At 61.1% G+C, this 12812-nt stretch carries 14 protein-coding genes; 8 read left to right on the forward strand and 6 right to left on the reverse strand.

Annotation, left to right across the window (positions count from 1 at the left end):
• Window positions 1-24 precede the first annotated feature (24 nt).
• Window positions 25-486, reverse strand: coding sequence for a hypothetical protein (locus FZ934_RS02265; RefSeq protein WP_153269736.1), 462 nt, complete (start codon window positions 484-486; stop codon window positions 25-27).
• A 251-nt stretch (window positions 487-737) separates the two neighbouring features.
• Between FZ934_RS02265 and FZ934_RS02270 the strand changes: the two genes are divergently transcribed.
• On the forward strand, window positions 738-2492 hold the full coding sequence (locus FZ934_RS02270; RefSeq protein WP_153269737.1) for a hypothetical protein: 1755 nt from the start codon (window positions 738-740) through the stop codon (window positions 2490-2492).
• 19 nt (window positions 2493-2511) lie between these two features.
• On the opposite strand, the gene FZ934_RS02275 is transcribed toward FZ934_RS02270, so the two are convergent.
• Window positions 2512-3663 (reverse strand): GNAT family N-acetyltransferase, encoded by a 1152-nt coding sequence (locus FZ934_RS02275; protein WP_194273747.1) that lies wholly within the window; start codon window positions 3661-3663, stop codon window positions 2512-2514.
• A gap of 253 nt (window positions 3664-3916) precedes the next feature.
• Here FZ934_RS02275 and FZ934_RS28515 point away from each other — a divergent pair, with 253 nt between their 5' ends.
• The 4 genes from FZ934_RS28515 (at window position 3917) to FZ934_RS28385 (ending at window position 6419) form a co-directional block, all read left to right on the forward strand.
• A complete protein-coding gene (locus FZ934_RS28515) occupies window positions 3917-4438 on the forward strand; it encodes a BA14K family protein (protein WP_153269739.1) in 522 nt (173 codons plus the stop codon).
• Between the two features lie 145 nt (window positions 4439-4583).
• A complete protein-coding gene (locus tag FZ934_RS02285; RefSeq protein ID WP_153269740.1) occupies window positions 4584-5405 on the forward strand; it encodes a bifunctional allantoicase/(S)-ureidoglycine aminohydrolase in 822 nt (273 codons plus the stop codon).
• A gap of 130 nt (window positions 5406-5535) precedes the next feature.
• Window positions 5536-6003 (forward strand): beta-1,6-N-acetylglucosaminyltransferase, encoded by a 468-nt coding sequence (locus FZ934_RS28380; protein ID WP_153269741.1) that lies wholly within the window; start codon window positions 5536-5538, stop codon window positions 6001-6003.
• Window positions 6000-6419: a beta-1,6-N-acetylglucosaminyltransferase gene (locus tag FZ934_RS28385; protein ID WP_153269742.1), complete on the forward strand. Its 420-nt coding sequence runs from the start codon at window positions 6000-6002 to the stop codon at window positions 6417-6419. Before FZ934_RS28380 ends, FZ934_RS28385 begins: the two co-directional genes overlap by 4 nt.
• A gap of 44 nt (window positions 6420-6463) precedes the next feature.
• Here the strand turns inward: FZ934_RS28385 and cysN are convergent, their stop codons facing one another.
• The 3 genes from cysN to FZ934_RS02310 form a co-directional block, all read right to left on the reverse strand.
• Window positions 6464-7951 carry a sulfate adenylyltransferase subunit CysN gene (cysN, locus tag FZ934_RS02300; protein WP_153269743.1) on the reverse strand — a complete coding sequence of 496 codons (1488 nt, stop codon included), beginning with the start codon at window positions 7949-7951 and terminating at the stop codon, window positions 6464-6466.
• Between the two features lies 1 nt (window position 7952).
• The gene (gene cysD / locus FZ934_RS02305; protein ID WP_153269744.1) at window positions 7953-8906 is read right to left on the reverse strand and encodes a sulfate adenylyltransferase subunit CysD; all 954 of its coding nucleotides are present in this window, start codon (window positions 8904-8906) and stop codon (window positions 7953-7955) included.
• A 112-nt stretch (window positions 8907-9018) separates the two neighbouring features.
• Complete coding sequence (locus tag FZ934_RS02310; protein ID WP_153272338.1) at window positions 9019-9765, reverse strand: phosphoadenylyl-sulfate reductase; 747 nt, start codon at window positions 9763-9765, stop codon at window positions 9019-9021.
• A 416-nt stretch (window positions 9766-10181) separates the two neighbouring features.
• On the opposite strand from FZ934_RS02310, the gene FZ934_RS02315 reads away from it, so the two are divergent.
• From FZ934_RS02315 to FZ934_RS02325, 3 genes are all read left to right on the forward strand, one after another.
• Complete coding sequence (locus FZ934_RS02315; protein WP_153269745.1) at window positions 10182-10628, forward strand: RrF2 family transcriptional regulator; 447 nt, start codon at window positions 10182-10184, stop codon at window positions 10626-10628.
• Between the two features lie 95 nt (window positions 10629-10723).
• The gene (locus FZ934_RS02320) at window positions 10724-10942 is read left to right on the forward strand and encodes a CopG family transcriptional regulator (RefSeq protein ID WP_153269746.1); all 219 of its coding nucleotides are present in this window, start codon (window positions 10724-10726) and stop codon (window positions 10940-10942) included.
• Window positions 10936-11307, forward strand: coding sequence for a type II toxin-antitoxin system VapC family toxin (locus tag FZ934_RS02325; protein ID WP_153269747.1), 372 nt, complete (start codon window positions 10936-10938; stop codon window positions 11305-11307). Before FZ934_RS02320 ends, FZ934_RS02325 begins: the two co-directional genes overlap by 7 nt.
• On the opposite strand, the gene FZ934_RS02330 is transcribed toward FZ934_RS02325, so the two are convergent.
• Window positions 11304-12665: a chloride channel protein gene (locus tag FZ934_RS02330; protein ID WP_153269748.1), complete on the reverse strand. Its 1362-nt coding sequence runs from the start codon at window positions 12663-12665 to the stop codon at window positions 11304-11306. The genes FZ934_RS02325 and FZ934_RS02330 overlap by 4 nt on opposite strands.
• Window positions 12666-12812 lie beyond the last annotated feature (147 nt).

A 12812-nucleotide genomic window follows, 5' to 3' on the forward strand; every position in this document is an offset into this window, starting at 1 on the left:
TCGATGGACCTTCACCCCAGCCGGTCAGTCGACGGGTGGCTCCCATGTCAGGAAGAACCCGACATCACCAGGCATGCCGTCCGGGAAATTGATGATCGCGGCCTTGAGCCCATAGCCCTGCGGCTTGGCGACTTCCTCGAACAGCGACTGCAGTTCCTTTGCCTTGCCCTGCAGGGTATTTTGCCAGCCAGGCAGGTTGTTGTTGATGGCGCGGCCGCTGTCGGAGCACAGGCTCGATGGGAAGCTGAAGATTAGTGCTTCATATTTTCCGTCGGCGGCAGCCTTCATCACCAGCCGCTTGATGACCGCGCGCTCGGTTTCGCCGACGTGCTTCTGGAAGAAGTCTTCGAGGAATTCCGCGTGCTTTTTCGCTTCGCGGTCCTTTATCCGCTGATCGCGCTCCATCTCGGCCAGTTGCAGCTCGAGCGCGCGCTTGCGCAGTTCTTCTGCGCTCGTCATGGATGTGGACGTATCAGATGATGTCATCGCCGCTTCCCTCCAAGGATCTGCGGTGATGATAGAGCGGTCGCAGCGACGAAGGCAGTAAAATACATGTCGGCCCGGGTAGCATACGGGATTCTACGTTGCCGACGCTATCGGCGCCGTGCCGACGTCACGATGCCTATCGATTGCCTAACCCTAATGACGGTGTTTGGTTGAACGACGTTGCCGTTATTCGCGTTCAGGACTATTCTTTGGGAACTGCAGGTTGTTTTCAATCATAGTCGGGGGCGGCGATGATCAGTGCAGGTGTGGAAGGGGCCAACAGGGGCATCCCTTCATCGGAAGAAGTGCGACAACAGCTCGACCGCATCCTGTCCAGCTCGGAGTTTCGTCTTCCCGAGCGCGCCAGACGATTCCTCGAATTCGTGATTGACGAGACCCTCGGCGGCCGTCGCGAATATCTGAAGGCTTTCACGATCGCACAGGCCGTCTTCGGCCGGGACGCGAATTTCGACGCCCAGCAGGATCCGTGCGTCCGCATCGAGGCCGGCCGTCTGCGACGAGAGCTGGAGCATTACTACCTCACTGCAGGGGCTGCCGACGAAATCATAATTACCATTCCGAAGGGCGGCTACGCACCGGCCTTCGAAGTCAGGCGAACCGCCGAGGCTCTGGACGACGCGTTGCAGCCGTCCAGGGAGCAGGTGGAGGACAGGCCGATCGCTGCCCGCGGCAGGCCCGGATATCGATATTGGGCGATCGCGGGAAGTGCGGCGATCGTGCTCGTTTCGGCAACCGCCGTCCTGCAATATATGCGAACGCCGGATGCGGCTAACGCGCCTGCTGCCGGCGCCGGGGATCGTCCGACCATTCTCGTCGAGCGTTTCGAGAGCGTAACGGATGGACGGCTTGCGTCGGATATTTCCCGCGGGATTACCGACGACATCATCGAAAAACTCGTGCCGTTCAATGAGATCGGCGTCGTCACTGCTGTTCCGCCGAACAAGGATCAGGCGGCGGCCGCTCAACCATCCTATGCGCTGCAGGGAAGCGTCAGGCTTGAGGGCAACACGCTGCGCTCGACGGCGCGGCTTGTGCGCCGTGCTGACGGCGCCGTCATCTGGGCCAACAATTACGATGCCGACATGCAGGTGCAGGGCGTCCTCAAGACGCAGACGAGTGTCGCCGAGGACATCGCGACGGCGGTTGCGCGCCCCTTTGGCGTCATGTTCCGGACGGATACCGAGACGATCGCCGGCAGTGACGACACTTACGCCTGTGTGTTGTCCTACTACAGCTACCGCAACGAGATGACCTCGGCAGCCCATGATGCCGCCCAATCCTGCCTGCAGCGGGCGGTCGAGAAGATGCCTGGAGATTCCAATGTCGCAGCACTTCTGTCGCTGACGCATCTCGATGAATTCCGGTTCGCGTTCCAGCTGAACACGAAGCCGACCGCCGCGACGCTGAAGACTGCCAAGGGGCTCGCCGAACATGCTGTGCAGCTCGATCCGAACAATGCCCGTGCTCTGCAGGCGCTGATGCTCGCGAGTTTCTTCGGCAACGATATGCCCGAGGCGTTGCGGGCGGGTGCTGCGGCCTACGCCAGCAATCCGAATGATACCGAAGTGGCCGGCGAATACGGATTGCGGCTGTCCATGTCGGGAGAATGGGGCAAGGGTTGTGAGCTCGTCTCGACGGCGGTCAGCAGGAATGCCGGGCCGCGTGGATACTACGAGGTCGGCATGGCGCTTTGTGCCTTCATGCGGGGCGATACGCAGGCGGCGGAGCTCTGGTCGCGGATGTCGGATCTCGATTACAATCCGATGCATCGTCTCGTCCTGCTGTCCATCCTTGGCGCGCTCGGCAAAGGCGATGAGGCGCGGGAACAGATCGATTGGCTCAAATCGAAAGCGCCGGCGGTGATCCCGAACATCGGCCCCGAGGTTGAAAAGCGGCTGGCCAGGAAGCAGGATCAGGCGCGGTTCTTTGCAGGCCTACGGGCTGCTGGCCTCCCTGTGCAGACGGATGCACCGCTTCAGAATTGAGGCGAGGTGTCGCGGACGGCTAGGCCGGCATCGGCGCGGCGTGCCGCTTCCTGCGCTCCGCCAGATGCGTCGTCACCCGTCGTTTCAGTCGCCACAAATGGGTCGCCGTTGCTCCCGCGATCGTATGCGGAATATGGTAGTTCGCCAGATCGTTCTTGAAGTTTCGCGACCAGAAGAGCTTGTACGGCTCGTTCCCCGCCCCGAAATCGACGTTCAGGTGTTTCTCGAACACGATCTTCATCCAGAACTCGTCGAGGACAAAGCCCGGCGAATACTTCGCGTATTGCGGATCCGAGTGGAAGCCCGCGATGATCAGGTCCAGATGCGAGACGCCATATGCAGCCACTTTCATCGCGATTGGCATCTTGTCGATCTGGATCGTATAGAGCCGCATCCGCTGGATATTCCGGGGGTCGGTGATCCAGCGATACAGGAAGTTTCGGTAGCCCTGCGAGGTGATCCAGTCCCCATGCTTCCCGACCCGGTCGGCCCAGACCTGCTTGTGCGCAAACATCCATTCGATCAGCTGCAGGGCATGCTGCGGTTCTGCAACGGGATCGATCTCGACGAACTCGAAGTCTCCGAGTTCGGAGAGGCGCTTGCGCTTTCGGTTCAACTGCTGCCTGGAGTTTGCGCCGATGATCTTCTCGTACGTGGCCCAGTCCGTCTGGTCCTGCAGATTGGCAAAGGGAGCGATGTCCGCATCGCGCTCGATGTTGCGCGAATGCTGGATCAGCTGATCCAGCGTCGATCCGACCTTGATGAAGGGCATGTGGATGATATCAGCCTTGGAGGCGCGATCGATGGTTTGCCATGCCTGTGTGACCATCGCCTGCCAGTCCACATCCGGATCGACAAGCATATCGGTGGTCTCGGCCGCGTTTGGGCCGAGTGGCCGGATCATCAGGAGTGGCCCCTTGCGATATCGCACCATTGGAAAGACGAGGACCATCGCCCCCTTATCGCGAATCACGATGCAGAAAAGCGATCGGCCGGCAGGTTCAGCAATCTCTTTCCAGCTATGATAAGCAACGGAGAAGCTCTGATAGAATGAACCCTTGGCTTTCAGCCAAAGATCGTTCCATTCCGCTTCCAGTTCTGCCATTTGCGTGGGATTGGTGATGATTTCGCAAGTAGATCTTGAGAATTCGCCAGAATTGTAGGTGTTCATCTTCTGAATCCGTTCACGAACGCGTGACTTATTCATTGATTTACTAAATTAGTAAGTTCTTATTATATTTGTTCGTGCACTAGCAATTCTTAAATTTGAAACTAATGCTAAAGCGGTACAGCCCTTGCTGGTTTCCGCTGCCGAGACAATTCTAGGGACGCCCCTGCTCGCTCACGCAAATGTTTATTTCGACCTCTGGTTTTAGATATCTCCTGCCGCATATCCCCGATGTGCAACATCAGGAGAGGTTCGAATGAAGAAATTGGCTGTTGTGGCCGTCGCACTCCTCACGACACTGGCGGATTCCTTGCCCGTGGCGGCGTTTCCGGTGCCTTCGGCGGCAACGATCGCAACGGGGGGAGATGCCGACATACTGCAGGTGCAGCAGAGGCCGCCGCCGTGCCGCCCGCCCTATTGCCGTCCGGGCGCTCCAGGGCGCCCGCCCGGTGCCCACCCCGGCAGACCGCCCGCACCTCCGCACCATGCCAACAGACCCCATCGTCCGCCACCGCCGCAGCATGGCTGGTATAACGGACATCGCGGCTATCGGGATTATCACCCGGGCTATCGCCGCGGAAGCGATGGCTGGTGGTATCCGCTGGCGGCTTTCGGCACCGGCCTGATCATCGGCGGCAGCATCGCCAACCAGCCGGCGCGCTACAGCAGCGCACATGTGCAGTGGTGCTATGATCGCTACAAGACCTACCGCGCATCCGACAATACCTACGCGCCACAAGTCGGCGTCCGCGCGCAATGCGTCTCGCCCTATCGCTGAGATAGGCTCCAGACAGAGCGCGAGCCCCGGCGAGGGGCTCGCCTTGGCTGCGGATTGGAAAAACTGTCCTGCCAATCCGGAGGTTGCCAGTCTCATATCCGGCGCTTAAACCATTACGACCAACAGCGCCGTGAAAAGTGATCCGATGAGCAGCCAGAACTTCTATGCCAGCATGGGCGGCCTGCCGCCGCAGACCGAACTCCTGTCGAGCAAGGCCGTGTTCACGACAGCCTATGCCGTCATCCCCCGCACCGTGATGACGGATATCGTCACCAGCTATCTCCCGCATTGGGAGGGGACGCGCGCCTGGGTGATTTCCCGCCCGATGACGGGTTTCTCGGAGACCTTTTCGCAATACATCATGGAAGTGCAGCCGGGCGGCGGCAGCGACCGGCCGGAGCCGGAAAAGCGCGCCGAGGGCGTTCTCTTCGTCGTCGAGGGCGAGATGACCGTCGAGTTCGAAGGAACGGCGCACGCCATGCGCGCCGGTTCCTTCGCGTTTCTGCCCGCCGGTTCCAGCTGGACGCTCTGGAACAGCAGCGGGGCGCCGGTGAAGTTCCACTGGATCCGCAAGGCCTTCCAGGAAGTGGACGGCCTGGAGCCGCCGCCCGCAATGTTCACGCACGAGGACGAGCATCCGCCTCAGGCGATGCCCGATACCAACGGCGTCTGGGCAACGACGCGTTTTATCGATCCTGCCGACCTGCGCTACGACATGCACGTCACCATCGTCACGCTCGAACCGGGTGGGATCATCCCGTTCATGGAAACGCACGTCATGGAGCATGGGCTCTACGTGCTTGAGGGCAAGGCCGTCTACCGGCTCAACAAGGATTGGGTCGAAGTCGAAGCGGGTGACTTCATGTGGCTGCGCGCCTTCTGCCCGCAGGCCTGCTACGCCGGCGGCCCGGGCCGGTTCCGCTATCTGCTCTACAAGGACGTCAACCGTCACATGCCTCTGTGGTAGGAGCTATATATGCACGCCTTGAGTGCATTGATTTGCGACTGACATTTCTCGGATAGACGTACCGCTTTTTCGGTCGTTGTCTTCGAGCCGGTTCACGCGAAAATCGCTCCCCTCTAGGGAGCGCACACTTTTGATTGTCGGCTACATGCTGCTTGTGCATGAAAATCCGGGGCAAGTGCAGCGGCTGGTCTCGGCGCAGCCCGACAATTCTCCGGTGCTCATCCATGTCGACAGGCGAACGCCGGACGATTTCCAGGAAGATTTGGCCCGACGTCTTGATGGCAGGGCGAATGTGCATTTCGTGCCGCGCTTTGCCAGCCGATGGGGAAGCGCCGGTATCATGCGAGCGACCTTCTCCCTGATCGGTTCGGCGATAGAGCAGGGGATCACCTTCGACTATGCGACGCTGCTGTCGGGCGCCGATTATCCGATCAAGTCCAATGCGGAGATTGCGCGGTTTCTGGAACGCCATCAGGGAAGCGAGTTTATCGAGAGCTTCGCGATGGAGAAGCCGAACCGCTGGAGTGCAATGGGGGAAATTACAAGGCGCCGGACAAGGTGCTCCGCTATCACCTCCGCATCCGCAGCCGGGTTATGAGAACGCCGTTCTCGCGCCGGCTGCCCTACGGGTTGGTGGCCTATGGCGGCAGCCAGTGGTGGACCCTCAGTTACGCGGCGCTACAGCACATCAGTCAGTTCGTGCGGCGAACTCCGAAGTTCGCCCGGTTTCTCGACGGTGTCTTCATTCCCGACGAATTCGCGATCCAGACCATACTCAGCAATTCGCGCTTCGCGGACCGCATCACCGGCGATGACCTGAGACTTGCGATATGGGATCGGCCGACGCCGCCTTACCCCGCGACGCTGAAATGCGCCGACATGGACCGCATATTCGATTCAGACAAATTCTTCGCGCGGAAGTTCGATACGGAAACGGATGCGGAGGTCTTCGACCGGATTGACCGGCATCGTGATGCCGCGGCCGCATCGGCTCGTCTCAAGTCAAGTCACTGAAAGCGGAAGGGGCGGCACCTTTCAGCACCGCCCCCTGCAAAGGCTTAGATATCGCTTGCCGCATTCGACCAGAGGTCGGCGGCCTCGGCGGCCGTCATGCGCCGCACTTCCGCCTCGTGGCGTCGGTTGGCGAAGAGTTCGCTTGCCATGATCTGGTCGGCGAGATCGGCCGGCAGAGACAGGATCACCCGGGCGTCACCGCCATGGATGCCGCCGAGTTCGCTCCGCTTGCCTGATATCATGCCGCCGGCCACCGTGTTGTTGGTGTCGGGATCGATCAGGATGAAGGAGCCGGATGCCCGGTTCTGCTCGTAAGGGTCGAAGATCGCCTGTTCGTCGAAGGCGAGGCGAACCTTGCCGATCGCGTTCATGTAGAGCGTATCGACAGGAGCCCAGGCGCCGGTCTTCAGCTCAAGCTGTGCCACCGGCTGTACCTGCACGCGCTGGCGACGGCTACCGCTCTTCAGCCAGTAGCGCTTGCCGGCTTCGATGCCCTCAGGCTGCAACGCCACGATCTGTGCGTCGAACGACAGGCCAACCTGCGGCTGGCTGTCGATCGAGACGATCATGTCGCCACGGGCAACGTCCACCTGTCGGTCGAGAACCAGCGTGATCGCGTCGCCGGCAACGGCGGCGTTGCGGACGAGATCGAAGGTTACGATCTTGGTGACGTTGGCAACCATGCCCGACGGCAGGATCATGACGCTGTCACCCGGCTTGACGGAGCCGCCGGCAACCGTGCCCTGATAGCCGCGGAAGCTTTCGCCAGGGCGCGACACACGCTGTACGGAGAAGCGGAAGCCGGTCGCCTGCGACGAGCGGACGGTGGCAAGCTCGAGCGTCTCGACCAGCGTCGGGCCGGCATACCACGGCATCGCTGCTTCGCCGGAGTAGACGACGTTCTCGCCCTTCAAGGCCGACATCGGGATCGCGGTGATCTGCTTGACGCCGAGCGACAGCGCGAATTCGCGGAACTCGTGCGTGATCTTGTCGAAGCCGGCGCGATCGTAGTTCGTCAGGTCGATCTTGTTGACCGCAAGCACGAACTGCTTGATGCCGAGCAGCGAGGCGATCGTTGCATGGCGGCGCGTCTGCTCCAGAATGCCGGCGCGTGCGTCGACGAGCAACACCGCGAGATCGGCGGTGGAGGCGCCGGTCGCCATGTTGCGGGTGTACTGCTCGTGGCCGGGCGTGTCGGCGACGATGAAGGAGCGCTTGTCGGTCGAGAAATAGCGATAGGCGACATCGATGGTGATGCCCTGTTCGCGCTCGGCCTGCAGGCCGTCGAGCAGGAGTGCGAAGTCGGGCAGGCCGAGATCGTTCTGCTTGCCGGTGGAATCGCGCTGCAGCGTGGCGGCCTGGTCTTCCTTGACTGCCTTGGTGTCCCAAAGCAGGCGGCCGATCAGGGTGGACTTGCCATCATCGACGCTGCCGCAGGTGATGAGGCGCAGCGGTCGCGAGTCGCGGGTCGCCGTCGCGGGTTCTGCGGCGGGCACGGCGAGGGCGTGTGCGGCGGTTACGGCTGCGGTCATCTCAGAAATATCCTTCACGCTTCTTCTTTTCCATGGAACCGGATTGGTCGCGGTCGATGGCGCGGCCCTGTCGTTCGGAAACCGTGGCGATTTCCAGCTCCGCGATGATGTCTTCAAGGGTGGCGGCGGTCGAGCGGATCGCGCCCGTCAGCGGGAAGCAACCGAGCGTGCGGAAACGGATGGAATCTTCCTGCTTCGTTTCGCCGGGCAAAAGTTCAAGCCGCGGGTCGGAAGCCGAGATCATCATGCCGTCGCGCTCGACAAAGGGGCGCTTGGCCGCGAAATAGAGCGGCACGATCGGAATGTTTTCCGCCTGGATGTAGCGCCAGATGTCGACTTCGGTCCAGTTCGACAACGGGAAGACGCGAACGCTTTCGCCCTTGCGGATCTGGCCGTTGTAGACGTTCCAGAGTTCCGGGCGCTGGTTGCGCGGATCCCAGCGATGGTCGGGCGTGCGGAAGGAGTAGATGCGCTCCTTGGCGCGGCTGGCTTCCTCGTCGCGGCGCGCACCACCGAAGGCAGCGTCGAACTTTCCGGCGTCGAGCGCATTGCGCAGCGCTTCTGTCTTCATGATGTCGGTGTAGCGCGCCGAGCCGTAGGTGAACGGCGTGATGTTTTCGGCGGCACCGCGCGGATTGATGTGCTCGATCAGGTCGAGATCGTACTTCTTCACGATCTCGTCGCGGAAGGTGATCATCTCCGCGAACTTCCAGCCGGTGTTGACGTGCAGCAGCGGGAAGGGGACGCGGCCGGGATAGAACGCCTTGCGCGCAAGATGCAGCAGGACTGACGAGTCCTTGCCGATCGAGTAGAGCATGACGGGCTTCTCGAATTCGGCGGCGACTTCGCGGAAAATGTGGATCGCTTCGTTTTCAAGCGCCTTCAAATGCGGGTCGAGCGGCGGCTTGGCGCTCTGGGGATTACTGAGTTCCGTATCCGGACGGCTATCGGGCATTTCTAACTCCAGACTTCGATCGTTCCAGGACGGGAGGCCTCCGGAACGAGGTGCATTTCAGACTTCGGGGAGCGCAGGCGGGAAGCCGCGCTCCGATCCCGAAGTCGACGGGTTACTGTTGCGCGGCAATCGCCGAGGCTTCTTCAGCCACGTGCAGGCCGCATTCGCGCTTTTCGTCCTGTTCCCACCACCAGCGGCCGGCACGTTCCGGCTCGCCGGGCTTGATCGCCCGCGTGCAGGGTTCGCAACCGATCGAGGGGTAGCCACGGGCATGCAGTGGATTGACCGGCACGCTGTTGTCGGCGACGTAGGCCTTGATGACGTCGATGTCCCAATCGGCCAGCGGGTTGACCTTCAGCAGGTGGCGCTCGGCGTCATACTCGGCAAACGGCGTCTCCGCGCGGTTGGCCGATTGGCCGCGGCGCAGACCGGTTATCCAGATGGTTGCCCCATCGAGTGCGCGCGCAAGCGGCTTCAGCTTGCGCACGCCACAACAGGCATGTCTGGCTTCGACGCTTTCGTAGAAGCCGTTGAGGCCATATTTCGCGGCATAGGCGTCGATATCGGCCTGTTCAGGCTCGTAGCGGCTGATGTGGATGTCGTATTGCTTCTCGGTCTCGTCGATCAGCGCAAGCGTTTCCGGAAACAAGCGTCCGGTCTGCAGCGTTGCGACATCGATCGGCAGACGGTGATTGCCGATTTCGGCAGTGATGACCTGGTCCTCGATGCCGAGAGAGGTAGTAAAGACCACGCGGCCACCGAGACCGGCGACGAACGATAGGCGCCCGGCAAGGTCAAGGCCTGCGAGTTTCGCGTTCAGCGTTTCCGCTTCAGCGTTTGGATTGGCAGCAACAGTCATGGGGATCCTGTCCTTGATGTCGGCCGGAGTATCGCAGGTCAGGCTTGGATCGGACAGAAAAACGGATTTCGAAAGCAGGCGCGATAGGAGCAAATATCTCTCCCCTGCCGCTGCAATGCGGAAAAGCAGCCGCACCGGCGACGTTTTGTCGACCGTCGGCTGTAGTAATGTCTATTGATTTAGTAGAGTAACACGCCGCCTGTCAATCGGAAATCTGAATTGATGACATCAAAGGTGCATTTTGAAGTAGATTTCCGGTATCGGTCGAGGATGAAAAAACAAGGCCAAAAACCTTGTCTCTCAAGGGTTTCGCGTTGCTGTTCAAATTCCGTTCATGCTGCGCGTGCCATAGAGACAGGACCGAGCTTGCGGCGGCTTGTTGATTCCGCCCGCCATGTGTGTGTCGACGGTCGAAAATGATTACGCAGAAGGCAAAATATGCGCTGAGGGCGCTGACGGTACTGGCAGAAGCCGAGTACGGCGAACCTGTGATGATCTCCGACATCGCGGCGCAGCAGAAGATACCCAAGAAGTTCCTCGAACAGATCCTGCTCGACCTCAAGCATCAGGGCATCGTCGCCAGCCGTCGCGGCAAGACGGGCGGCTATCTGCTGCTGAAGCCGGCCGACATGATCACCTTCGGCGAAGTCCTGCGCATCATCGACGGCCCGATCGCGCCGCTTCCGTGTCTCTCGATCACCGCCTATCGCAAGTGCGATGACTGCGACGGCGAGCAGAACTGCGAGATTCGCCACGTCTTCGCCAAGGTGGCCGACGCCACCCGTAAGGTGCTGTTCTCCACCACGATCGCCGATGCGGTCGCGCCGGCAAGGGGCGCGCAGGTCACGCGGCTGCTGGCTTAAATCGCGATCTCTTCATCGCTCTCTCCCTACGGCTGCAGAATTGCAGTCAGGCGATATCTGATATACATTGATGATATCATATATCGGAGTGCATCGTGGCGAGAACGCTTGTCGACATCGGTGATAACGACCTGAAAGCGCTGGATGATCTCGCCGCGACGAAAAATGTGTCGCGCGCTTCTCTCATTCGCAAGGCCGTCAGCGCTTTCCTCGAACAGAGTTCGGTAGACCACCGAAGCCAGGCATTCGGGCTTTGGGGCGATCGGAAGGTCGATGGCCTGGCGTATCAGGAGGAGATCAGGGGCGAATGGTGAAGCCGCTGTTCGATACCAATATCCTCATCGATTACCTGAATGCCGTTCCACAAGCCGCCGAGGAGTTCGATCGCTACGATACGGCGGCAATCAGCATTATCACCTGGATGGAAGTGCTGGCAGGTGCCGCGCCTGATGTCGCGGATGCCACGCGTCGTTTCCTGGCAGGCTTCCAGATCGTCTCACTGGAGGCTTCCGTAGCGGAGAGGGCCGTGGAGATCAGGCAGGAGTACAGGATCAATCTGCCTGACGCCATCATCTGGGCAACCGCTGATACGAACTCGATGCTGCTCGTCACCCGCAACAGCAAGGATTTTCCGGCGGACGCACCGGGCGTGCGCATCCCTTATGTGCTCCCGGCTTAGCCGGCCGCTTCTTCCGCACTCGCCTTGTGCTCTGCTGCCCGCCGCGCACGGATGGCGGCTGCGATGAAGACCCTCGACAGCCCGTGATACAGCGGCTCGCGGGACAACAGGCGCGACGTAACGTAGCCGATCATCGACACTGCCATGATCGGGATCACCGCCTGATGGTCTCCGGTCATTTCGAGAATGATGACGAAGGCCGTCATCGGCGCTTGCACCACGCCCGCAAAATAGCCTGCCATGCCCAGAATTGCCGCGAGCGCGATGCTGCTGCCAACCAGTGTGCCGACCGTGCTGCCAAAGCCGGCGCCGACGGCAAGCGACGGCGCGAAGATGCCGCCCGGTATCCCGGAGATCATCGACAGGAAGCTGGCAAGCAGCTTTTCCAGAAAGAAGAACAGTGGCAGCGCCTGGCCCTCGACCGCGCCCCTTGCCTGGTCATAGCCGGTGCCGAAGGTCGTGCCACCCGAGCCAATGCCGATAACGGCGATGGCAAAGCCGCAGACCCCGGCGAGAAGCAGCATGCGCTTCAATGGTTGTGGTTGCGCCCAGCGCCGCACGCGCTGGCTGACATAAAGCGCGAAGCCGCTGAAGGCCGCGCCAAGTCCTCCGCCGCCGACGCCGCAGATGAGCACGAGGCTCCAGTCCGCGAGGTGCATCGGTGCGACGGAAGTCGAGCCGAAATAATTATAGCTGCCGGAAAGCCCGAGTGCGGCCAGGCCCGAGAGGATGACAGCCGTCAGCACCAAGCCGTTCGACCGCGACTCGTAGGTGCGGCTCATTTCCTCGATCGCGAAGACGATACCGGCAAGCGGCGTGTTGAAGGCAGCGGCAATGCCGGCAGCCGATCCGGCCAGGATGAGCCCACGCGCCTGCGCCATGCCGCCAAAGCGCGCAACGGCCAGCATGATCGAGGCGCCCACCTGCACCGTCGGTCCCTCACGCCCGATCGATGCGCCGCTGAAGAGGCCGAGTACCGTCAGCACAATCTTGCCGAATGCGATCCGCATCGAAAGCAGCCGCGAACGATCCGTCTCGTCGTGGAGGTGCCGCGCGGCAATCGCCTGCGGAATGCCGCTGCCCTGTGAGTTGGGGAACATCGTTGCGGCGATATAGGCGGAGAGAACGAAGCCGAGAGGCGTGATGATCAACGGCAGCAGGAACGACCACTCGCTCGATGTCGTGATCGAGGCAAACGTCTTCTGCGCCATATCGGCAAGCCGCGCGAAACCGACGCTGATGACACCGATCGCCAGGGCACCGCACCAGAACACCAGCCGCGGCCTCCAGAGCGAGAATGATCCCCAGAACACCCGCGATCGACGAACAAGCTTCGATTTTCGATAGGGCTGGGGCATGTCAATCCTGCGGGAGCGATTTCGGGGGCATGTCCCTTATCTGCGTCATGCCGCGAGCTTGCAAGGCCGTCAACGCCCGTAGAGGTACGCTGACGGTCAGAGGCATCGTTTTGATAACCCGATGCTATGTCCCCACCGCTAACAGGA

This window comes from Rhizobium grahamii, assembly GCF_009498215.1.
Taxonomy (GTDB): domain Bacteria; phylum Pseudomonadota; class Alphaproteobacteria; order Rhizobiales; family Rhizobiaceae; genus Rhizobium; species Rhizobium grahamii_A.

Bases quoted from the DNA above. Each gene is read 5' to 3' on its own strand.
- FZ934_RS02330 (WP_153269748.1), bottom strand. From the start codon at position 12,665: ATGCCCCAGCCCTATCGAAAATCGAAGCTTGTTCGTCGATCGCGGGTG.
- FZ934_RS02315 (WP_153269745.1), top strand. From the start codon at position 10,182: ATGATTACGCAGAAGGCAAAATATGCGCTGAGGGCGCTGACGGTACTG.
- FZ934_RS02285 (WP_153269740.1), top strand. From the start codon at position 4,584: ATGAGCAGCCAGAACTTCTATGCCAGCATGGGCGGCCTGCCGCCGCAG.
- FZ934_RS28385 (WP_153269742.1), top strand. From the start codon at position 6,000: ATGAGAACGCCGTTCTCGCGCCGGCTGCCCTACGGGTTGGTGGCCTAT.
- FZ934_RS02275 (WP_194273747.1), bottom strand. From the start codon at position 3,663: ATGAACACCTACAATTCTGGCGAATTCTCAAGATCTACTTGCGAAATC.
- FZ934_RS28515 (WP_153269739.1), top strand. From the start codon at position 3,917: ATGAAGAAATTGGCTGTTGTGGCCGTCGCACTCCTCACGACACTGGCG.
- FZ934_RS02325 (WP_153269747.1), top strand. From the start codon at position 10,936: ATGGTGAAGCCGCTGTTCGATACCAATATCCTCATCGATTACCTGAAT.
- cysD (WP_153269744.1), bottom strand. From the start codon at position 8,906: ATGCCCGATAGCCGTCCGGATACGGAACTCAGTAATCCCCAGAGCGCC.
- FZ934_RS02310 (WP_153272338.1), bottom strand. From the start codon at position 9,765: ATGACTGTTGCTGCCAATCCAAACGCTGAAGCGGAAACGCTGAACGCG.
- FZ934_RS02270 (WP_153269737.1), top strand. From the start codon at position 738: ATGATCAGTGCAGGTGTGGAAGGGGCCAACAGGGGCATCCCTTCATCG.
- FZ934_RS02265 (WP_153269736.1), bottom strand. From the start codon at position 486: ATGACATCATCTGATACGTCCACATCCATGACGAGCGCAGAAGAACTG.
- cysN (WP_153269743.1), bottom strand. From the start codon at position 7,951: ATGACCGCAGCCGTAACCGCCGCACACGCCCTCGCCGTGCCCGCCGCA.